At 48.0% G+C, this 21,912-nt stretch carries 17 protein-coding genes; 10 read left to right on the top strand and 7 right to left on the bottom strand.

Annotated features, from left to right (window positions below; all coding sequences use genetic code 11):
- Positions 1 to 1,570, bottom strand: a 1,570-nt coding sequence (locus tag F4X88_19705) for a leucine-rich repeat domain-containing protein (protein ID MYA58508.1), incomplete at its 3' end; no start/stop codon positions are given.
- Positions 1,571 to 1,926: 356 nt separating this feature from the next.
- Between F4X88_19705 and F4X88_19710 the strand changes: the two genes are divergently transcribed.
- From F4X88_19710 to F4X88_19755, 10 genes are all read left to right on the top strand, one after another.
- On the top strand, positions 1,927 to 2,430 hold the full coding sequence (locus F4X88_19710; GenBank protein ID MYA58509.1) for a hypothetical protein: 504 nt from the start codon (positions 1,927 to 1,929) through the stop codon (positions 2,428 to 2,430).
- Between the two features lie 44 nt (positions 2,431 to 2,474).
- Positions 2,475 to 2,843, top strand: a complete 369-nt coding sequence (locus F4X88_19715; GenBank protein MYA58510.1) for an EamA family transporter — start codon at positions 2,475 to 2,477, stop codon at positions 2,841 to 2,843.
- Between the two features lie 3 nt (positions 2,844 to 2,846).
- Positions 2,847 to 3,284: a hypothetical protein gene (locus F4X88_19720; protein ID MYA58511.1), complete on the top strand. Its 438-nt coding sequence runs from the start codon at positions 2,847 to 2,849 to the stop codon at positions 3,282 to 3,284.
- A gap of 176 nt (positions 3,285 to 3,460) precedes the next feature.
- Positions 3,461 to 4,825 (top strand): tetratricopeptide repeat protein, encoded by a 1,365-nt coding sequence (locus F4X88_19725; GenBank protein ID MYA58512.1) that lies wholly within the window; start codon positions 3,461 to 3,463, stop codon positions 4,823 to 4,825.
- 113 nt (positions 4,826 to 4,938) lie between these two features.
- Entirely contained in the window at positions 4,939 to 5,901 is a 963-nt protein-coding gene (locus F4X88_19730) for a zinc-binding dehydrogenase (protein ID MYA58513.1), read from the top strand.
- On the top strand, positions 5,892 to 6,467 hold the full coding sequence (locus tag F4X88_19735; GenBank protein MYA58514.1) for a class I SAM-dependent methyltransferase: 576 nt from the start codon (positions 5,892 to 5,894) through the stop codon (positions 6,465 to 6,467). The genes F4X88_19730 and F4X88_19735 overlap by 10 nt, the downstream gene beginning before the upstream one ends.
- 140 nt (positions 6,468 to 6,607) lie before the next feature.
- Positions 6,608 to 8,173: a hypothetical protein gene (locus F4X88_19740; protein MYA58515.1), complete on the top strand. Its 1,566-nt coding sequence runs from the start codon at positions 6,608 to 6,610 to the stop codon at positions 8,171 to 8,173.
- Between the two features lie 103 nt (positions 8,174 to 8,276).
- Positions 8,277 to 10,535 (top strand): VWA domain-containing protein, encoded by a 2,259-nt coding sequence (locus tag F4X88_19745; protein MYA58516.1) that lies wholly within the window; start codon positions 8,277 to 8,279, stop codon positions 10,533 to 10,535.
- A gap of 114 nt (positions 10,536 to 10,649) precedes the next feature.
- Positions 10,650 to 12,611 (top strand): hypothetical protein, encoded by a 1,962-nt coding sequence (locus F4X88_19750; GenBank protein ID MYA58517.1) that lies wholly within the window; start codon positions 10,650 to 10,652, stop codon positions 12,609 to 12,611.
- 277 nt (positions 12,612 to 12,888) lie between these two features.
- On the top strand, positions 12,889 to 14,814 hold the full coding sequence (locus F4X88_19755; GenBank protein ID MYA58518.1) for a hypothetical protein: 1,926 nt from the start codon (positions 12,889 to 12,891) through the stop codon (positions 14,812 to 14,814).
- A gap of 101 nt (positions 14,815 to 14,915) precedes the next feature.
- Here F4X88_19755 and F4X88_19760 read toward each other — a convergent pair whose 3' ends face one another.
- The 6 genes from F4X88_19760 to F4X88_19785 all read right to left on the bottom strand — a co-directional run bounded on the left by F4X88_19760 (position 14,916) and on the right by F4X88_19785 (position 21,590).
- Positions 14,916 to 15,500, bottom strand: coding sequence for a hypothetical protein (locus F4X88_19760; protein MYA58519.1), 585 nt, complete (start codon positions 15,498 to 15,500; stop codon positions 14,916 to 14,918).
- Between the two features lie 415 nt (positions 15,501 to 15,915).
- A complete protein-coding gene (locus F4X88_19765) occupies positions 15,916 to 17,130 on the bottom strand; it encodes a DegT/DnrJ/EryC1/StrS family aminotransferase (GenBank protein MYA58520.1) in 1,215 nt (404 codons plus the stop codon).
- Between the two features lie 140 nt (positions 17,131 to 17,270).
- The gene (locus tag F4X88_19770; protein ID MYA58521.1) at positions 17,271 to 17,816 is read right to left on the bottom strand and encodes a DUF402 domain-containing protein; all 546 of its coding nucleotides are present in this window, start codon (positions 17,814 to 17,816) and stop codon (positions 17,271 to 17,273) included.
- Between the two features lie 130 nt (positions 17,817 to 17,946).
- The gene (locus F4X88_19775; protein MYA58522.1) at positions 17,947 to 19,101 is read right to left on the bottom strand and encodes a hypothetical protein; all 1,155 of its coding nucleotides are present in this window, start codon (positions 19,099 to 19,101) and stop codon (positions 17,947 to 17,949) included.
- Complete coding sequence (locus F4X88_19780; GenBank protein MYA58523.1) at positions 19,052 to 21,040, bottom strand: DUF4445 domain-containing protein; 1,989 nt, start codon at positions 21,038 to 21,040, stop codon at positions 19,052 to 19,054. Before F4X88_19780 ends, F4X88_19775 begins: the two co-directional genes overlap by 50 nt.
- The gene (locus tag F4X88_19785; protein ID MYA58524.1) at positions 20,949 to 21,590 is read right to left on the bottom strand and encodes a cobalamin-binding protein; all 642 of its coding nucleotides are present in this window, start codon (positions 21,588 to 21,590) and stop codon (positions 20,949 to 20,951) included. Before F4X88_19785 ends, F4X88_19780 begins: the two co-directional genes overlap by 92 nt.
- Positions 21,591 to 21,912 lie beyond the last annotated feature (322 nt).

Here is a 21,912-nt window from a genome sequence, read left to right on the forward strand (position 1 = left end):
GTGCGGGTCCCTCGATAGGTGTCAACGCTTCTAAGGTAGCGGTGCCGGTGCCTCGAGTGAGTTCTGTCTCAAGGCTAATATCGTTTTTCTCAAAGCCGATAACGGATTCTGAGAACTTGAGCGTGAGCGTAAATTCATCCGTCGGCTTCTCTTCTGGGTAGTCCTCAAAGGTCACCCTCAGCCTTGAACGTTGGACCAGCCGGAAACTGCTGTCTGCCGTCGCCGTGAAACGCACCCGGAGTTCCTCGTGTGAGGGGCCATCCGTATTTTGTTTCGCTGGAACAACGGCTTCCGCAATGTGTGTTTCCCCATCATTTCCGAGTGTAATCGAAACACTCGCCAAGCCATCGACTCCGGTCAGCAGGATCGGGTGTGTTTCAATGGTCCCATCGGGTGCCGTAACGGTGAATGTAACAGGCACTTTCTCAAAGTTATTGTTTAAAAATGTATACCGAGCACCCCCCGGGGGAACAATCGTAGTATTAGAGGCTCGCACCACAAAGGTGTGTGCTGTCCCAGGTCTTCCGACATGATTTTTCGGAGATACCGCCTCAAGTGTAGGCGTAATGTCTGTAGAATACGCGAAATTCGATGTTGTCCCAGCGATGAGTGCTGGAATGTCTGTGTAGAGGGATTCATAGTCCAATCCGAAGTTCCAGCGTAAATTAAAACCTACGGTCTTTGATGATACAACTCTTCCCTCATTCATGAGAGACACCAGAGGCGAGAGATCCTTCAGATGCCACCCCAGAGGGCTGGAAGGGCCCATTTGTATCAGGTCCAGGTTTTCCAATATCACAGTGCTCGGTAGGTCTCGTAGCACGGATAGGTCAGTGATGTTAGTCTGACCAATAACCAGACTACGCAGCGCAGAGAAAGAGGGTAGCACCGCTGCTAGTCCCTCTTGGGTTATATTGACATAATTAAGCCCCAGTATTTCCAGTTTTGTTAAACCCTTCAAGATTGAGATATCCGAGATCCCTCTATTTTTTGAAAGTCCCAGTTCCGTTAAATTGGTGAGGTTCTTGAGCGGTGATATATCCGTAATCTGATTGTCGCCAAGGTACAATACCGTTAACGTTGTTAAACCTGACAGCGGCGAAATATCTACGATTTTTTTATTCTTCCGTAGCCATAACTTTTGGAGTCCTGTTAAACCTGACAGCGGCGAAATATCTGCAATAGTTCCATTGTTACGAAGATCCAGATATTGCAATTGCGTGAGTCCGGTGAGTGGGGATAGATCGGTAATGCGAGCGTCTGAAAAGGTCATCTGGGTGGTACTCGTTGCATGTTCAAGCCCTGTTAGCTGCATAACCCTTCCGCCTCGGTTGGTGCTGCGCGCATTGATACTGCCGGTCAGGTTATTCAATTCACTCTCGGTGATTGTCGTGCCAGCCATCTTGCCGAGTCTATTTTCGATTTCGGCACGAAGGACAGGATCCGGGATATTTACAGGATCATTCGGGCCTGAGTTTGCCTGATGAAGCAGCACAAAAAGAAGGATCCAGATGGAGAAAGCAAGGAAACGTTTTGTCATTTTCATCTGATAAAAAAAGTGCGTGTCCACACCGAAGCGCGTCCAAGCGCGAAGAAGCTGCGACAGCCCCAAATGCAGCTGTATGAACGGATATGTGAAGCAGTTATGCTTATCGTTTGTGGAGTGGGGGGGGGGTAGGAACGCTTGTGAGTCTTGTCTGAGGTGAACCTGCAGCCTCGAATACAGGTTCCTGTTGAGAGTCAGAAAACACCTGTTTCGTGCCGTTAACGTTAATGTGTTTATTTTCCATACGGAAGTGTCTCACTCACTTTTTTTAAGCATTATATCAAAAACCGCAATTTTAGTCAAATATTTTCACAATTACGTGAATAATTTGGGTTGACAAAATGCTAGGAAAATGATTAACTATACAAAGGAGGTACACCATGAAAGTGCTTTTATTTTCTTGTATTACATGTCTCGCGATAGCAGTGCCTGCCTTGGGTGAACTTACTCCGCAGGACCTTGATAAAATCCGTTTGATTGTCAATGAGGAAGTAAAGAAAGAGAGTGCCGATACGAAGGCGGAACTCAAAGAATATATTGACCTGAAAATCGCGAACGTTGAAACACAAATCAGAAGCCTTGAGAATCGATTCGAGGCCCGATTCAGTAGCATTGATGAGAGGTTTAAGGGCATTGATGAGAGGTTTAAGGGCATTGATGATAAATTCAAAAATGTTCAAACCCAAATAACCCTGACGATAAATCTCATATATGCCCTCATCGCTCTCATTGTAGCAGCCATAGCCATCCCACAGATCATCATGGCATGGCGCGGGAGAATCGATACGACACACGATAAAAACATGGAAGAACTGGCACGGAAAATCTCAGAACAAGCAGAGGAGATAGAAATGCTTAAGCAACAACGGATTGTAAAATCTTAGATTTTGCGAATTGGGAAAAAATAAAGGTGTGGTATAATAGAGTTATGAAAGATTTTTTACTGCTATTCTTCAACGTTTTACTCACGGTCATCGGACAGATTTTGTTTAAACACGGCATGAACACGATCGGGCGTATCAATAGCCTCCGAGACGCTATGGGTAAATTGGTCCAAGCATTCCTGAACCCTTATATCCTTAGTGGAATTGCGATATATGGCTTCACAACGCTCGTCTGGTTGATTATCCTGTCGCGTGTTAAACTGAGCGTTGCGTATCCGATGTTAAGTTCTGGGTATGTTCTGTCAATCCTGTTTTCTTGGATGTTGTTCAAAGAATCTGTCCCTAAGATTCGTATAATCGGTGCTCTGATCATCTGTATCGGGGTCTATCTTGTGGCACAAGGAGAGTCTTAATCCATGGTAGCTCCTGCTGGAGGTCCAATGCCCCGAGAAACTGAATCGTTAAAAAGCCGTTCTTTCGTTGCGATGGTCCTGTCCGCAATCCTTCCAGGACTCGGTCAACTCTACTTAGGGCAATCTCCCAAAGCGATTGTCCTTTTTGTCATTTTCGCTTCTGCAATCGGTATTTTCTATCTCAATTCACTCCCCGTAACAGGATGGGATGATTTAATGCGGTTCAAACCCGCAACGCAGGAGAAACTCTCAACAGACGGAACTGAAAACTCGGAAGCACAAGAGCCGTATTCAATTCACATCTGGACGTTCGATGATGGCGAAAAACTGATGTACCGACCCTCTTGGAAACTGAAAATCAGTGCGTCTGTCCAAGGAATTTTATGTTGGCTCTACGCAGTCGGCGATGGATGGAGAGGTAGACGGAGAAGCCGACCGTAAGTCCGTAAACCGCATAAATCCCGCTCCGAAGACGAAAGTTTTGAAGTTGCGGAGTGTGCTAAAGTTTGTAAGTTTAAAGAGACGCGCTTGCGACTTTACAGATTTTAGAACTCTTTACAACTTTCTACCAAAAACGTAGTCTGCAACAATACGCAGGCGACTCTACGGAAAAGAACGTGAAACTATTAACCTACTTGACCGAACCGCAAGGTATAATTAAAATATGTAGTATCTTGCTCGTTGTCTTAGTGACTGGGTGCCAAGATGACACAGCGGTTTTTAAAAAGAGTGAAGAACTTCTGAACGCTGGAACCCCGCAAGCGGCAGTAACAGAACTGGAGGCTTTTATCGAAACAGCCCCTGAGGATCCGAAGGCACGGATGTTACTGGGAAAAGCCTACAATGACTTAGGGCGGTACAACGATGCAGTTACCGAGCTACAGAAGGCTTCACAACTGTATGCCGCACAACCCGAAGAACGGACCGCAGCACGACTCGAATTGGCACGGACCTATTTAAGATTCGGTGATAGAGGTTCCGCGTTTCGGGTGCTACGACTCGTTCAGCGGAGCACGCTGGATCCCGAGGTCCTGCGCCAAATCATTGAACTCGTGGGAGACACGTATCATACAAAGCGGTTGACCCGTGGTGATTCGGATAACTATTCACCCACCTTCTCACCGGATGGCACACAAATTGCCTTTGCCTCCTTTCGACTCGACAACGGCGAAATCTATTTAATGGACTTAAATGGACGTATCCAACGGCGTGTAACCTTCACAACGGATTTCAACGATAGTTCACCCGCATTCCTCAAGACACCAAACTATCTGTTTTATAGCTCCGAACCGAAATCATCTCGTGAAGTTAAAGTCGTCATCCAAAGCAGCGGCTCCACGCCGATCTACGCCGGATTCCATGTAACACATATTCACAGCAAAATCACGCGAACCGTTTTACCTGTGAGCTTCGGTGCCCGCGTGCCTCGGACATCTCCCGCTGGCGATCAGGTTGTTTATGAATCCAACGTAGATGGAAACCTGGAATTATACCTCCTCGATTTGGCAGGACTCGATCTCGCACAACTCACACCAGAAGACATTCAGCCGAGACGTATCACCTTTAATGAAACCGATGACGGAAGTCCCGCGTTCTTTCCAGACGGAAAGCGTATTATATTTGTCTCCTCTCGAAATGAAAAAAACCAACTTTACACCATAGATATTGACGGAAAAAACGAGAAACATTTCAACCCAAATCGTTACGGTTGCTACAATCCCACGGTGTCGCCTGACGGAAAAACGATTGCGTATGTTTCCGCCAGAGCAGGCGACTGGGAGATTTATCTCATTGATGCAGATGGTAAAAATGAACGGCGGATTACCAGCGACATCGGCAGGTCTATTCAACCCGCCTTTTCACCTGATGGACGCTATCTCGCGTATGTCTCCGACAGGAGTGATACGTTCCACATCTATCTGATGTCTCTTGACAAACCTGTCACTCGTGAGGATTTAGCCAAACGTCTTTTTAACTATTAAATCTGGGTATCGTTCCACTTCGTTTCACAATGACTGTTGGTGAAAGATGAAAGCGTGTCTGCAAACTCACAAATCACAGACCACGCCACTTATCCCCAAGGGAAAATAAAAAAATGATTCGAGTAACTAAGCCAGAAGGTTTCGGCAACATCCAATTGGAAGAGGTGCCGATACCGGAGATCAATGCGCAACAGGTTCGAGTACAAACGGACACGACCTTAATCAGCCGAGGCTCCGAACTGTTTCGACGGTATATCCGAGAAGATGCAGTTTCACCCGCAATTATGGGTTACTCTCTCACGGGCGTTGTGGATGCAGTTGGCGCAGAGGTAGAAGATTATCAGGTCGGTCAACGCGTCATGGTTGTCGCACCGCACGCCGAATATGTCGTCGCTGAACCGAACGCAACGGAAGGACGCATCGTCCCGCTCCTTGACGACGTGAGTTTTGAGGAGGGGACTTTTCTACCGCTTGCAACCAGTGCTATCGCTTGGTCAGATTCGTCCGGCGTTAAAGCCGAAGATACCATCGTCATTCTCGGACAAGGCTTGGTAGGAAGTCTGATGATGCAGGTGTTACAAGGCTATAATCCGGCGCGAATTATAACCGTGGATGCGTTGCCACTCCGATGTGAATTGTCGGTAAAACTCGGTGCTAATACCGTCATAAACGCTGAGGACGTAGATCCCGTGGAAGCCGTCCTGGGGCTCACGGGCGGCAAAGGCGCAGATCTCGTGATCGATTGTGTCGGTGGATACGCTGGGATCAAATCGTTCGAGCAGGCGCAGGATATGACACGTCGGTTCGGCATTATCCAGCTTATCGCCCTCTACCAACAGGCACCCTTACCCTTACACGCCTCAAAGATGATGAGCAAACGTCTCGTTGCAGGTATCTTAACGGACGAACCTCGCTCTCAGATTGCGGCACGCGCCTTGCAAAAAATACAGCACAAGGAAATTCACGCATCTGAGATGATTACCCATCGTTTCCATTATACCGAAGCGAAAGATGCGTTTGACCTTCTCTGGAATACTCCCGGTGATGCACTCGGAGTCCTGATAAAATGGCAGTAGATTCCTTTCCACGAGAAGTCAACTTCCGAGCGGAATTGCGGGGGACACCCCTTACCTTTTCCGCAACGTGGGGGCTTTTCTCACCAAAAGCGATTGATGCAGGCACACACCTATTAATTGAGCATCTGAACGTTCAAGAAGGCGACATCTGTCTCGACCTCGGGTGTGGATACGGTGCCATCGGTATCACGCTCGCAAAATGTGCACAAACGGCAACCGTCTATATGGTGGACAAGGATTTCGTAGCCGTTGACTATGCCCGTAAAAACGCGAAACAGAATCAACTCCAGAACTGTCACATCCTGTTGAGCAACGGTTTTAGCCATCTCCCCGATATTCAATTCGATCTCATTGCCTCTAATCTACCTGCCAATGTCGGTAAGGAACTCCTACAGATTTTTCTGACCGACGCGAAGCGGTATCTCAAACCGAATGGGCGACTTTATGTTGTTACGATTTCAGGACTTCGAGCATTCATCAAGCGTAACTTTCTGAATATATTTGGGAACTATGAGAAGGTCAAACAACGCCACACCCATACCGTTGCCAGGGCAACGTGTGTATGACCGTAGTGCTGCCGCTGCGGACTTGACATAAGCCCACCCATCAGGTATAATTAATATCATCAATAGAACACGCTACAGAAACGGCATGACGGGTGATAGTTGTGTTGTTTGGCATCTTTCGTGAGGAGTCGTAGTTTATTATGATATTAGCAAAGCCTTTGAAGTTTTATCATCTACGCTGCCTTATGTTTGTATGCAAGGCAGCGATACTTCTTAATATTGGCTTGCAAGCAGCGACACCGGCGGACACCGCGGGCGAAAAACAAAACACATTCCAGAACAACCTTTTGGAACCCCAGAGGGGGGACATGTCTATAGAACATTGGTACAGCCTTACGCTGATGAACACCAAAATCGGTTACATGCACACGTCTATTGAAGGAACTGAACATCAAGGAGAACAGGTCGCTCGGAACAAAACCGATATAGTTATGAACTTTAAGGCACTCGGGACCGACATAACGGTTGAAATTACGCGCGTTGAATACACGGGTCCTGACTTAATGCCGCGTCATTTTCTTTTGACCTCTAATGAATCTGGTTTAAAGCAGATCGAAGGACGGATTGTAGATGGAATCGCCCACATTAAAACAACGCTCAATGGTGAAACCACCGAGTCAGAAATTCCAGTGCCACCCGGCACCATTTCTGAGCATACAGGCGTGGCATCACTGTTAACCCGAGAAGGGCTTAAAACAGGCGATAAACGAACCTTTCATGTGTTCATTTTCGATCTCCTGAAGCCTGTGAAAACGGAAATTGAGGTTTTACGGGAAGAGACTTTAACCTATCAATCGAGGGAAAAGCAGGTCTACGTTCTGAAGCAGACAATGGACGTAATGAACGGCATTACTGCAAAACTGTGGATTGATCCCAACGGCGTAAACTATCGAACGGAGGTGCCGTTGATGGGGCTTTCCATGGTAACAACGAAAACCGACAAGGAAACTGCCTTGGCGGGTACTGAAGAGGTCGACGTTGTCTTAAAAACGCGTATCCTTCCCTCTGGCAGGCTCCCGATCCCAAAAGCAGAATACCTTGAGGCAGAAGTGAAACTCCCAACAGGGAACATCGCTGAAGTTATTATGTCTACGCCTCGACAGAAACTTGAGGCGGATTATAGTGAAATCGGTGCTACAAACCCCTCCTACAAACTTTCCATTCAGGTCCCATCAATTGTCGCTGAAGAGTGTCCGAATCTCCCTATTCACAACGGAGAAGGTGAATTCCTTGCCGCGAGTGCCTATATTCAAGCCAATCACCCCGATATTCAGGCAAAGACTGAAGAGATTTTGGAGAACGAGGTTAATTCATGGCGTGCAGCGGAAAAACTATGTCGGTGGGTTTATGCCTCTATTAACGACAAAAAGATGAGCGGGGGCTTTGCTTCGTCATTAACAGTGCTGCAATCACTCTCTGGAGATTGCACGGAACATACAGTCTTATTTATCGCTCTGGCGCGCGCCGCTGGCATTCCCGCACGCATCTGCTCCGGTATCGTATTCGCGAAAGATGCTTTCTATTACCATTTCTGGCCCGAAGTCTATGTCGGTAAATGGGTACAAATGGATCCAACATTGGATCAGGTTGTCGCTGATGCGAACCACATTCAACTCGGTGGAGGCACCCTGGAGACGGACAATCTGATGGAATACGCAGTAGATGTGCTCCAGACACTCAACCAACTTGAAATTACGATTTTTTAAATTTACCTTTCAAAAATTGTGTAAATTCCCAGATCCAGTCGCGATTTAATCGGAAACCCGCAAGGACAACGGACGCAGCGGCCCAGGAGGCCATAATTAAAAATTGGCATTTCTTAACCCATTTTTCCTCTTTGGACTCCTCGCTGCTGGTATCCCCTTAGTCATTCACCTCTGGAACCGTCGTCGTGTGGTGACAATCGACTTTAGCAGTCTGATATTCATCACGGCGGCACACCGCGAAAATGCTCGCCGATTCCAGCTCCGTCAATTTCTCATTTTACTCCTAAGAATAGCAATTATCGCGCTCATTGCACTCGCCTTGGCACGTCCGTTTTTGACACTCGGACTCCCAGTCGCGTCCGTGCGGGCAAAGACAGATGTCGTTATTGTTTTAGATAACTCTTACAGTATGGCGTATCAAGACATCAATGGCGTAAGATTCGACAAAGCGAAAACGCTGGCAACTGACATCATTGATACCTTGCGTCATGGCGATAGAGCCGCCCTCATATTAATGTCAGACATTCCGAAACCTGTTTTTCGCCAACTCACCCCCGACATTGAGAGTGTCACCGAAGCGATTAACGATGCAGAGACTTCCTACCGCACCACGAATGTTCAACCCAGCCTTGAACTCGCCCACGAAATCCTTGCTGAATCAGAGCAACTGAACAAAGAAATCTATTTGGTTTCCGACTTCGCTCGAAACGGATGGGAGAACTGGAATAGACTTCCAAATCGCTCAGGCGCACGTATTTCTTTGATTCCGGTTGCAGAGGGTGAAGCACATAACATAAGTATTAAAGAAATTCGTCCGTCCAATCAACTAATAGGCGTAGACTTACCATTTCACTTGAACGTGACGACTGTGAACCATTCGGTAGCACCTTTGAATGAAAATATACTCACCCTGTTTATTGGAGGCGAGAAACAAAAAACCATGAGCCTTTCTGCGGCAGCGAACGAATCGTTGAACACCGCGCTAACATACAACTTTTCGACACCCGGCACGCATATCGGTTACTTCACACTAACGGACGATCGCCTTAATATCGACAACCACCGTTATTTCGCCTGGGATGCTCTCGGTGAAGTTCGCGTACTCTGTGTGGGCGAACAAACGGAATATCTAACATTGGCGTTAAATCCACATATTTATAGGGGGCAGTTGTCCGTTGAATCAGAGTCCTCTTTAACTGGTAATTATTCCAATACATTGTCCCGCAGGTTTCCTATAGAGGCTCGCGCGATTCTACCAACGCAATGCACACCCGGTGAATTTGAAACCTTTCCGTTGGAAGACTATGATGTTATTGTTCTTGCGGACGTAAAGACCCTATCGCTGCAAATGAGTGTCCAACTTCAAGAATTCATCCGCCAAGGCAAAAGTATCATTGCCTTCGTGAGTGCTCACAGCGATCCCACAAGTTACAATCAATCTCAGAATGCTTGGTTACCTGCCCGACTTGGTAATCCACTGACTTGGGTTCCACCCCAACGAGTGCAGGCATACCGAGAGACACATCCTATTTTCGACATCTTTCCAAGCGAAGGATTCTCTATGCAATACGCCCCGCAGTTTTACAACGGCATAGCACTGCAGCCTTCATCGGAATCTAACGTTATCGCACGTTTCGGAGATGATACACCCTTTCTTATTGAACGCAGTCAAGGCACAAGTGCTGTGTTGCTCTATAACTGTGGTTTACTCGCGCAACAGGCGATCACATCTATGGAATCGGGGTTAGAAACGCCTCATGCTCCTAACGATCTACTTGTGAATCCGTATTTCCTTCCAATACTTCAACAAAGCGTACTTTACGCGGCAATAGCCAGCAATAATACTTTAACATGGGGCGGGCATGTCGGGGATACCTATACAGCATACTACCCTCGGGGCGCAGGTGGGAAGGCGGTTATCAGGTATCGGTTATCAGTTACCGATCATGACGGGAAACCTTCGTTAGATCGAAACCGCTTCACCGAAGACCAAAGCCCGAAAACTGAAGACCCTTCCACAGTCGTCCCGATTGCCGAAGACGGCACACTGCGCTTTCAAGGCACGGAACGTCCGGGTATCTATCAGGTCGAGGTGCGAACACAGGACAGAATCCGACGCGACTTTTTTGCTGTTAATGTGGATACGACTGAAGCTGACTTAACGGAGATTCCACTATCACAAGTGGCGGGACGGATCGGTGCGCAAACAACAGCAGATCCCGAAATCGGGGAAACACCGGTGGCGGCTGATGCCTACAACGTTAAGCGACACGGCAGGGAGATTTGGGGGGAATTGCTTATTTTCGTCATCTGTCTTATGTTGCTTGAAAGTTTTCTCTCGAACCGTTCTTTTAACTATTGAGTTTCGTCCTGCTCTCCACTACGCTTACGAGCAGGTTTTCGCTCATTCTGTAGTTCCTTCTTAAAATCGGAACCGAAGCCTGCAACACCGGCGCAGGCGAATTTAGAGAAAGACATGTCAAATTTAGAACCTGCGTTATTTATCCGCAAGGTAAAATTAAAAATGTGCTTAATCGTTTTAATGGGTATCAGCGAGATAGCCGCCGGCGGTCAGGCTATTGGTCGTCCAACCCCTATGGATGAAACCAATATTGTACGTAGCCTCGTAATTGATGGAAACGAATCGTTCTCTGAACAACACATCCGTGCGCTAATGCAAACGGATGTGTGGAGTACTTATGATGAATCCGTTCTGAAATCCGACCTTGCAGCGATTACGCGCTTTTATCGGGAAAACGGGTACCGTTTCGCACGGGTGGATGAGGAGCAACTCTCTGTGAAGAAATTCGCAGACGGGGTTTATCTCGGCATTGAGATTGATGAAGGGCGTGTCGGCAACATCATCGTAACTGGCAATATACAGACGAAAGAGGACGTTGTCCGCCGAGAACTCCTGTTTATGCCAGGGGATATCTACACAGAAGCGGATAGAGAGGAAAGCGAACAGATCCTCCGCCGCAAGACTTATATTGGCGCTGCTAAAGTTGACGCGCAGTGGGATGAGCTGTCCAAATCCGTTACGATTCACACCACTATTAGGGAACTCTTGTCCTTTCCATTGGGAGGGGATCTGAACCTAAACAACCAAAAGCGGTATTGGCTGCTACAGTTTCGAGATCCAAACATGTTTGGATCGGGTCAAGGCACATTGTGGCGTTACGAAAGGATTAGCGAAGTCGGTGAGAAGACGCGGAGCCTCGTGAGAGGACGGTATAATAACCCGCGCCTCTTCAATTCGCACTGGAACTTTGATGGTGAATATATCCAGAAACGCGAAGGCGATTCTTTGGTGGTGCTGTTAGAACGTCCCCAATATACGCTGAAAAGTCGATGGAGTGCAAGTGTGCGTTTTTCTGAATCGGTTAATCCGATATATTGGTATGAAAACGCGAAGAAAACCGATACGTTTGAACAAAATCTACAGGGAACCTTTGCAAACGTCCGACGATATTTCGGAGACAGACAGCAACAGAATTATATAGGGTTATGGGCAGCTTCACGACGTTCAAAATACGTGCTGCTTGAAAAATCAAGCGGATCCAGTGCCATGTTAGAGAACCGAGACATAAAACGGATCGGATTCACCTTAGGGAGACAGCGTATTGCGTATCACAAAACCCGATTCCTCCGACGGATGGGGCAAGAAGAAAATTTTCTTATCGGCTCTCAATACGCGCTTTCGCTCGGATACGCTTCACCTTTATACGCCGCTGACCGGGCAGAATCTTACGCCGAACTGGCTTTGGCATCCGGATGGATGAACGGAGGTAAGTTCTTTAACTTGACAACATTGGCATTTAGCACGAACTTTACGAGTCGGCTGGAACGTTCCGTCCTCCAAACACAAACGGCTTGGTTTTACACAGATGTATTCGACACAGGCGATATCTATACACTTGAAACCGGTTTTAGAGAGAACGGCCTTTTCGATTTTCATCAGACGTTTGTCATGCAGTTTAAAACGGAAATGCAGTTTGGGTGGAGTGGACGCAGTCAGGTGCTCTTGGGGGCGTTCGATGGGCTACGCGGCTACGCCTATCGGCAGTTTAGTGGTGAAAAGATGCTGCTGCTGAGTCTTGAAAGCCGAACGATATTCGGTGGAACAGTTTTCCGAAAAATAGATGAAGCACTGGCAGCGGTGGCAACATCTGTGGCGCGTCCGTTTAGCGACAGACGCGTTCATCTCGGCGTTATATTGAGTGGTGTCGTCTTTGCAGATATTGGATACATTTGGAATGGCACACGCACCTTCAATTTACTACGACCGAAGCGAAGCGTTGGGTTTGGATTGCGTGGGAGTCTCTCTCAGTTTAGTGGGACAGGTATCCTTCGGGTAGAGTTCGCCTTCCCGCTGGATCCACCCTTTTCCCCGTCGTTGAAACCCCGAATTTTCTATGGTCAAGAGCGAGCTTTTTAATTGTTCGCGTGGCGTTAAATGATGTCTTCTGTTCATTGAAGGTTTGTTCTCATAGCCGCCTGCGTGTTTTTGCTTGGGGTGTTTTTGCTTGGGTATTTCTGCGTATTGATAGGGTATTTCTGCGTATTTCTGCGTATTGTTGCAGGCTACCGCCTGGGATTACAACAGTAAAAATAAACCTAAACAGTTAGCCCGTAATGAAATTAGGTTCTCCTTAAATGGCATAATTTGTCTTTGCTTTACATTTGGAGGGCGGATTTAAGGAACGCACGCCAAAGTGCTAACGCCCGTCGTTCCACCGCAAGGAAAAATTAAAAAATCTGAAAATATCACATGGCGCGCCATTCTGTTAGGATTGTTATCGCTGCCACTCAATATCTACCTCGTTGTTCAAACAGAAACGGTATGGACAACACAGTATCCCACCACGATGGCGATTTTCTTCAACGCCGTCTTTACCCTTTTCCTCGTTGCAATATTCAACCTATTCTTAACACGCCATCTCCCGAAATGGCAGCTCACACAAGCAGAAATGCTGACGGTGTATCTCATGGTAACGCTCGCGTGCGTCGTCTGCGGGCATGACCTGTTGCAGGCGACAATGTGTGTTTTAGGGCACGCGGCGTGGTTCGCTACACCGGAGAATGAATGGCAAACGCTCTTTTTCCGCTACATCCCGGATTGGATTGCCGTAATGAATCGGCGTGCCTTAACAGGCTACTATGAAGGCACATCAAATCTATTCGAGGTAGAGCATATTCAGGCATGGCTCACGCCAGTGTTGGCGTGGCTTGTGTTCTTCTCTGCCCTGGCGTTCTCTATGATGATGCTCAGTGTCATCCTCCGTAAACAGTGGATCGAACACGAGAAGTTGAGTTACCCGATCATCCTACTCCCTTATGAAATGACGAAAGATGCGGGTTTCTACCGAAACCGACTCCTCTGGATAGGGTTCGCCATCGGGTGCGGGATCGATTTGCTCAATGGAATTAGTTTTCTCTATCCTTACGTGCCGAGCATCCCCATCCGTCACGATATAGGACTTTTGTTCACAGAAAAACCACTGAGTGCTATGGGGTCAACGCCTATTCATCTAAACCCTTATGCTATCGGCATCGGTTTCTTAATGCCCCTGGATTTGGCGCTCTCTTGCTGGCTGTTCTACCTCTTTTGGAAGGCACAACTCGTCTTTGGGGCAATGACAGGGATGAATCAGACACCGGGTTATCCGCACATTGATATGCAGTCGACGGGTGCGTATTTTGGTCTCTGTTTCTTTGCGCTTTGGATAACACACAAGCACCTCTGGCAGGTTGTCCGGAGTATCTTAGGTTTGAAAACGAATCTGGATACAACAAATGAACCGATGGGATACCGGAGCGCGTTTGTTGGATTCCTGCTTGGTATTGCAGTTGTGTTTGGGTTTTGCCTCAAGGCGGGGATGTCATGGTGGGGGGTGCTTGGCTTCTTCAGCATACAATTTATACTTGTTTTAGCGTTCACCCGGATGCGTGCTGAACTTGGAACACCAACGATGGATTTCTATCGTGCCGGTCCTGGACTCTTCCTCACTTCGCTTGTGGGTTCCAGAAGAATTGGTGCCCCAACGCTAACGGGGTTCGCTTTCCTCTATGGATTTACCCGCAACTACCGCTCGCAACCGATGCCGAATCAATTGGAAGGCTTTAAACTCGCTGACAGAGGTGGGATCAACGTTCGTCAGATTCTGTGGGTGATGTGGGGTGCCACGGTTATTGGACTGGTGATTGGGTTCATTGCGTTCCTTCATGCGGGTTACTTACATGGTAATCTCGGAACATGGCGCGGACAGGAGGCTTTCAGTGATCTACAACGCTGGCTAACGCTCCCGAACGACACGGACTGGGGACGCATGGGATTTTTTGGCTTCGGTATCACTTTGACGCTCACGACGCTCTTTATGCGCCTGCGATTTATTTGGTGGCAGCTGCATCCGCTCGCCTATCCGCTTGCGGGCAATTGGAATTTCGGTAGGCTGTGGTTTCCCGTATTCTTGGCGTGGGTGCTAAAATCTATACTGATTCGCCACGGTGGGATCGGAGCGTATCGCCGAACACTACCCCTGTTTTTAGGGACAATGCTCGGCGAATTCGTGATGGGGAGTCTATGGGCAATTTTAGGATTGTTTCTGGGACAACGGATGTACTCCTTTAAGCATTGGTAAACTCTACCGTTTAATCCGATGCCTTTTGCAAATAGATGTTCCCACCAGAGGTGTGCAGTTTCAGCAAGGGACCTCCGATAACCATGGCTCCGTCTCCTATTCTAAAGTTCTTTGTTCTGGTCAAGCTGTTGGGTCCGAATCTCTTGGAGGATCTCCACAACAGTCTCCATTTGCCCTTCAAGTTTGGCAATACGCTGTTCGACAGCTGTCGCCTCCTCATCATCGTCTGAGACAATCTCAACGGTTTCAGGGGTATCAGCATCATTTTCTTGTGTTTGTCCGCTCCAAACATCTTTGAGGAAGGAAGGCATTGATTGCCGCACAACTTCCCTGACATCTTTCAACTCATCGCCAATCGTTTTCTTGATTTGCGTGAAGTCAACAAAGTCATCAGCGCAGCTTTCTTTAACGTAGGCAGCGACTTGGTGGCAGGCAAAGCAAATATCGCCAAAAGATGCATCATGGTCTTCCAAAGGTTCAAACAGATCCTCGGGCACTGCATTGAGATCGGTCAGGAGCTCAAGTGCATTGTTAAATTGTCGGGCGCATCGCTCCTCACTTCCTGAAAATTGGTCTGTAATCGCTGAGGTTTCTATGATGCGTGCAGTCATTTCCAATAGCCGCAGAATCTGGCGAATCTCCTTCTGCCGACGGATTTCCTTCTGGGATTCACGTTCGTTAGACATGGTTTTCTCCTCTTTCTGTGGATTTGCCTATATAGAGTCCCTTAAGATTGAAAAGGATAGTAAAAAAATCAAAATAGTTTTCAGCAGTCAGATTTTTTGTATGAGGTTAAAAAAATAAATCGGTAATAGACGGGAAACCATGAAGGGTTTCCCTACTACAAACGGGTTGGTTCGTAGTAGTGCGATTTATCGCACGTTCAGGAATTACCGAATTAATAAATTATAGTAGATTTTGAAAATAAGTTTACACTTCTGCCCCCGGTAGGCGAGGTTTCCTAACCTCGCCGATGCAAAAAAGTGTAAAGGTAATTACGGGTTTTACTATAATCTTCATTAAAAAAATCTTTTCAGTTTTCAGTTAAGAGGTTTTTGTTTAAAAGAAGCCTCTTTTAACTGATAACTGACAACTATTCCACTAAGATGTTTCCGACTTTAACTGAATGACGTTCCGGCGAATTTTAATCGCCGCCTTAACAATATCCTCTATGTCCTCTTCACTCGCCATCAACACGTTTTGACTTAAGGAGAGACCTGTTTGACATATCTTTTCAGTTTCTGGACAATGCGTATCGTCATAATTGAGGTTTTGACCGAAAAGATTAGAGGCGAGAAATGCTTCGCGATACATGGGGGTGGTATACCAATGTCCCATCGGTATCCCTTCCGCCCGCATGGCACGGAGAAACGTCTCACGGGAGATGCCTTCAAACTCCTCAGAATCAAAGATCGCCTTATAGCCGTGGCATCCGCCACGTGTGGCACGCGGGTCAAGCCGTGTGACTTTAATGCCCGGAATCTCGCCAAGCCATCCATCTAACCATCGCATGTTTTGATGCCGATGGTTGGTTTCAGCTTCAAGCCGAGTCAAGCGGGACAGGAGTAATCCAGCCTGCCACTCCGTCATTCGGAAGTTGCCACCAAAGGGTTCCGCCTCTCCGAACTCAGCATCGGGTAGCGTGCGCCCACAATTATGCAATGCCCACGCACGTTCGTAAAGTTCCCGATCATTTACAAGAACGATGCCGCCCTCGCCCGCACACAGGTTCTTGGATGATTGGAAACTGAAGCATCCGAAATGTCCCCAACTGCCGACCCCTCGTCCACGCCATTCCGCACCGTGTGCCTGCGCACAATCCTCGACAATCCCCAGGTTATGCCGATTCGCGATGTCAATAAGGGCATCCATATCTGCGGGATAGCCGGCGATATGAACCGGTAAAATTACTTTCGTTTTCTCGGTTATGGCGTCTTCAACCTTTAAAGGATCCAGCAGGAAACTGTCGGGGGCAGTATCTGCAAAGACCGGCACGGCATGTGTCATCAGAATCGCGACGACTGTGGCTTGGAACGTGTAGGGTGTGGTGATAACTTCATCGCCCGGACAAACACCAGCGGCTTTTAGGGCGATATAGAGTGCCGAGGTGCCGCTATTGACGCAAACGCCATAGTTCGCGCCTTGGAATTTTGCGAACTGTTGTGCGAATTCGGGAACCTTCGGTCCCCCAACACCCCAGTGCCCACTCTTGTAGATAGTTTCAAACGCTTCAAGGTCGGCTGGATCAAACGTGGGCCACGCAGGGAATCCAGCCGTGCGGACAGGTTCGCCTCCGTTTATTGCTAATGTTGCCATTTTTTAATTGTTCCTTGCGGTTAAGAGTCGTGAGTTTGTGCTTTAGGGCTCTATTCTCAAATCCGCTCTCCATTTCATTACGAGCTACGCGCTTTAGAATTATACTAAGAATCTACGGGTAAATTAAGGTCCATCCGCTATCACCGAATGTACTCCTGCAAATTTGGGAACTCCGCTCTACGCATTACCTCTTGTAAGCGACGTTCCACGTGTCCAGATTCAACTTCAGCGATTAATGCCTTTAGGACCTCCAGTGCTTTTCTTTCCAATGCAGCGTCAATCGCACCCTGCTGCACTGCCTCTTCAAACTCGTCTTCGTCCTGAATTTCGTAGGTGCCATCTGGGTTTATCCAAAGGTCTAAGAATAGATCCGTTATTTCAAAACGATTCAGTTTCCCGTTTGCATCCAGGCTTCGCTTGACCGGTTTCATAATATCACAGTAATAGCCGGTCCATGCGTTCTCAAGGTTATAGACTTTGCCGACATCATACCATGACCCTGTAAACACAAACCAGACTGCGGCGAAGTTATCCGCCAAAACCGTCTCACCCTTCTGAACTATCGGTGAGGAGGGCTTAACCCGTTGAGAGGTAACAATAACCGTATCGTCGAGATAAAGTAATTCCTGTTGAAAATGATTGACTCGGTTGGGGGGTCTTTTATAGGTAAGTGTTACAGTTTCCATTTTTCTAATTTACCTTGCGGTTCGCTCAGGGAGCTGAAAGTTCTTCTCCGTATATCCGCTTTCCATTTCATTCTAGGCTGCACGCTCTTTATTTTTTTCAGGCATTGTCCCGCTTCTTCCAAAATTACACCTATGTCGATCGATACGACACGATTGCTTCCCGAAAGGCTTTAATATGTGCCGGGGTTGTTCCACAACAGCCACCTATTAAGTACGCCCCTGCTTCAATAAGAGCGGGAACATAACTTGCCATCTCCGTTGGGTTCTGCGTGTAGACGGTTTGGTGGTTCTCATCGAGTTTCGGCATGCCAGCGTTGGGATACGCCATCATCCGTTTACCCTCGATGCTTGTTTCAGTCAGTACCGTGTGCAACTGCTGCGTTCCAGCAATCGCATAAGGCATCCCCGTATGTTCCTCGCGCCTGGACTCAGCACCGCAGTTCACACCGAGGATACTCACGGATTCTAAGAGTGAATCGCCTCCCGATAAATCGTTGTTCATGAGAGTATCGATCAGGTCTGCTGGAGAATTCCCCCAATCGGTTCGGTAGATAATCTTGCCCGTTCGCCGCTCCTTTGTCCATTTGTAAGTCATGTTCACTGCAATAGGGATGCCTGTCTCACGCGCAACATCTACAGCGATTGCGGCTTCTTTCGCAGAAAACATCGTTTCAAGGCAGAGAAAATCCACACCCTCTTCTGCGAGGGTATGGATAACCAATTTATGCGCTTCTCTCGCATCAGCGTTTGGAATGCCAAAAGTGGTATCTCCGCTGTCGGCTTCAATGGCACCAGGCGAGGGCCCGACAGAACCTGCAATGTAGACCGCTCTGTCGCTCTGTGCGACCGCTGCTTTGGCGTGTTGAACGGCGAGGCGTGTGAGCCGTTTGGCATCGGATAGGTCTTGTCCAGCCATCTCTAAGTGGAGTGGAGATGCCACGAATGTGTTTGTCCCAATCGCTTCAGCACCTGCCTTGATATAATCCGAGTGAATGTCAATAACAGCAGTCGGATGTAGGCTGTTGGCGAGTGCACTGTTGGCGAGTTCTATATCCCGTGCGAATAGCTGCGAACCGAATCCACCGTCGTATAAAATCGGTTCCTCAGACTTCAAGCGTTCTTGAAAGTTTTTAATTTTACCTTGCGGTTCGATGAGATGTGCGATTGGTTTCACGTTCCTTTCCGTATATCTGAAGAAACACCCAAGCAAAAACCCTTCCATTCTTTTGCCTTCCTTAGAAGGTTGTGGGCATAGGTTTGAATTGACACCCTTCCACGAATACATCAAAGAAATCGGGGGTTGTCTCTAATTCAATATGTTCAATATTGTCGACAAACGCTTCAATATCAGCGCGCTTTTGATCAGAGAGGAGGACAGCCGTCGCGCCCGCTATCGCTGCATTACCGATCTTAACGACATTCGTTTCTGGGACAGGGGCGAGAAATCCGATTTCAATAGCATCCTGTAGGTTAACGTAATTGGCAAAGCCGCCGGCTAAAAAGAGCCTCTTAATGTCTTCAGGCGCGCAACCGAAGTGCCGCAGAACGATATATTGTCCACAGTAATTTGCCGCCTTTGCTTGCGCCAAATTGCTCGCGTCCGCGCGTGAGAAAGTAATACCGTGTTCCGGCAAAACGGACATGACGCGTTGTTTTCTATCTGCAAATGCGCCTTTCGGGCTCATCTGGTTGTTCCGGCGCAGCTCAGCAAGGAGCGAAATCAACCCAGAACCGCATAACCCTTGCGGTGCTTCCCCCTCAATTGTCTCACAATTGAACTGACCCGCGTTCCATTTCACAGACTCAATCGCACCCGGGTAAGCGGGCATTCCGTATTCAATGCCGCCGCCTTCAAATGCAGGACCCGCAGGACATGACGCAGCGACCATCCGTTCCGCATTTCCGACAACGACCTCTGTATTCGTCCCGACATCCACCAACATAATCACCTCATCCTGCACAGGGATATCGATCGAGACTAAATCCGCCGCAACATCTGCCCCGACATGGCTCGCAATCAGCGGTAAACTGTAGACCATCGCTTTCGGGTTCGCACGGATACCCAAGCGGCGCACTTTTTCAGTAAGAGAGGTGGTTGCGCGGGTCCCGTCCCGATACGCATGCTCAATCAGAGATTTATACGGCTTTTGACCAATGCTCTGAACATCCTGCTTAAAGAAGATATCGCGCATCGTTGTGTTCCCCGCAACCACGATTTCATAAATCTCCTGGCGGACGAAATTGTGGCGTGCGCACATCTCCATGATTTCGCTGTTGAGTGCGGCAAGCAACGAGCGTCGGAGTTCTCCCTGAAATTCACCGTCGTAGGAGATGCGGTTCATGATGTCGCTTCCACCGAAACGCTGCGGGTTTTCAAAGGAACTGACAGAAACCGTTTTCCCATTCTCTAAATCAACCAGATTCGCTACCACTGTCGTTGTGCCGATGTCCAAGGCGAGTCCGTAGAGATGTCCGCGGTAACGGTCGATAGGCTCGTCATTGTAATAGACGACACCATCGCGGTGTGTAACCCGTGGATCTAATTTGAACTCACTCCCCTCTAGCGTGACGGTGTGCGTCAAGATTCTTGGGGTGCGTCGAAGGGGTGTGAACTCAATCTCTTTGTCAATGTCAAGAACAACTGCTTGGCAGGCGAGACGATAGTTATCTCGGAGGAAGGCTTCTGCTTCATTTGGCGGTTGAAGGCTGTCCATACCCCGTTTAATCTCGACGATACATTCGTGGCACTGTCCGGTGCGGAAGCAGGAGGTGGGGACTTGGACGGTTAAATCGTCTGCGTAGTCAAAAACGGTTTTCCCAGGCGTGAGTTGATATGCCTGTCCGTCACATGTAATTGTGCCGGTGCTGTGTATGTCTGCGGGTTGGCCCGAAGCCTCAGTCTCCCACGCACTCCGATAATCTAACTTATCGTCTCCGACGCACAAAAGCCCGGTCCCTTCATCAATCTTTCGCTGATTTCGGCAACCGAACTTCGCGGTGCACTGGTCAAAGCGATTTTTGTAGGGACACCGATACGTCGATTGTTCATCTGCATGGACAACCAGCTCCTCAAAAATCTGTGTGATTTTATTGAGGCGTTTCTCGTATTCAACTTTATCTATTTTTTTCATCCTACCACTCTTCGTTCGGTTCCTCAAGGAATTGTTTGGCGAGTGCGACACATGCCAGGGCGTCTTTACCGTATCCATCAGCACCCATGTCATCGGCAAATGTCTGTGTAACTGGGGCACCCCCTACCATAATTCTCACTTCTTCCCGTAAGTCCTCATCAATAAAAGCGTCAATCGTCTTTCCCATATTCGGCATTGTCGTTGTTAGGAGTGCCGACATCCCGAGGATCGGGGCTTCGTGTTCCTCAACGGCGTCAATGAACTCGTCCTCAGAGGTATCAACCCCTAAATCGTGGACCACGAAACCTGCACCCCGCAACATCATGATGCACAAATTCTTGCCAATGTCGTGTAGGTCACCCTTGACGGTTCCCATAATCACTGTCCCGATCGGTTCAATACCGGAATCCGAGAGAATCGGTTCGATATGCGTCATACCTGCCTTCATTGCACGGGCACACGCCAAGACTTCTGGCACAAAAATGAAGTTTTCACGGAACTTGATACCAACGATCCCCATCCCAGCGATGAGTCCGTCATCCATAATTTCTAACGCTTCTGTGCCTTCTTCGAGTGCCGCTTCCGTCAATTCATCGACGGTGTGATGATCACCATCAATCAGCGCAGCAGCGATGGTTTGCATAGCAGGGGTCGCTTGTGCGAACATCTCAATAGTGCGTGCTATCTCGTCGGGTTCCTCCAGGAACTCTTCGATCTCTTCCCGGATAAATTCGTTTGCGATGTCATTAATTGATGCCACGATTTTTGAAATCCTCCTCAAAGATACAATAATACCACACCTGTGAGAAAATAGCAAATGAATTTTAGATTCCGTATCATCAAGCAAACCACTGACCTCATCAGCCACTGGCTTTCCTATCTTTCGATTGCTACATAGGTTTAAATTGTTTAGGACTTACGCATTTTCTCTTAAAGTCCCCCTGATAAGGGGGATTTAGGGGGTT

Source organism: Candidatus Poribacteria bacterium (assembly GCA_009839745.1).
Taxonomy (GTDB): domain Bacteria; phylum Poribacteria; class WGA-4E; order WGA-4E; family WGA-3G; genus WGA-3G.

Coding starts and splice junctions, on each gene's coding strand:
- F4X88_19740 (MYA58515.1), top strand. CDS start 6,608: ATGATATTAGCAAAGCCTTTGAAGTTTTATCATCTACGCTGCCTTATG.
- F4X88_19750 (MYA58517.1), top strand. CDS start 10,650: ATGTCAAATTTAGAACCTGCGTTATTTATCCGCAAGGTAAAATTAAAA.
- F4X88_19710 (MYA58509.1), top strand. CDS start 1,927: ATGAAAGTGCTTTTATTTTCTTGTATTACATGTCTCGCGATAGCAGTG.
- F4X88_19770 (MYA58521.1), bottom strand. CDS start 17,816: ATGGAAACTGTAACACTTACCTATAAAAGACCCCCCAACCGAGTCAAT.
- F4X88_19785 (MYA58524.1), bottom strand. CDS start 21,590: ATGCAAACCATCGCTGCTGCGCTGATTGATGGTGATCATCACACCGTC.
- F4X88_19720 (MYA58511.1), top strand. CDS start 2,847: ATGGTAGCTCCTGCTGGAGGTCCAATGCCCCGAGAAACTGAATCGTTA.
- F4X88_19730 (MYA58513.1), top strand. CDS start 4,939: ATGATTCGAGTAACTAAGCCAGAAGGTTTCGGCAACATCCAATTGGAA.
- F4X88_19780 (MYA58523.1), bottom strand. CDS start 21,040: ATGACATGGGTGCTGATGGATACGGTAAAGACGCCCTGGCATGTGTCG.
- F4X88_19760 (MYA58519.1), bottom strand. CDS start 15,500: ATGTCTAACGAACGTGAATCCCAGAAGGAAATCCGTCGGCAGAAGGAG.
- F4X88_19775 (MYA58522.1), bottom strand. CDS start 19,101: ATGTATTCGTGGAAGGGTGTCAATTCAAACCTATGCCCACAACCTTCT.
- F4X88_19715 (MYA58510.1), top strand. CDS start 2,475: ATGAAAGATTTTTTACTGCTATTCTTCAACGTTTTACTCACGGTCATC.
- F4X88_19765 (MYA58520.1), bottom strand. CDS start 17,130: ATGGCAACATTAGCAATAAACGGAGGCGAACCTGTCCGCACGGCTGGA.
- F4X88_19735 (MYA58514.1), top strand. CDS start 5,892: ATGGCAGTAGATTCCTTTCCACGAGAAGTCAACTTCCGAGCGGAATTG.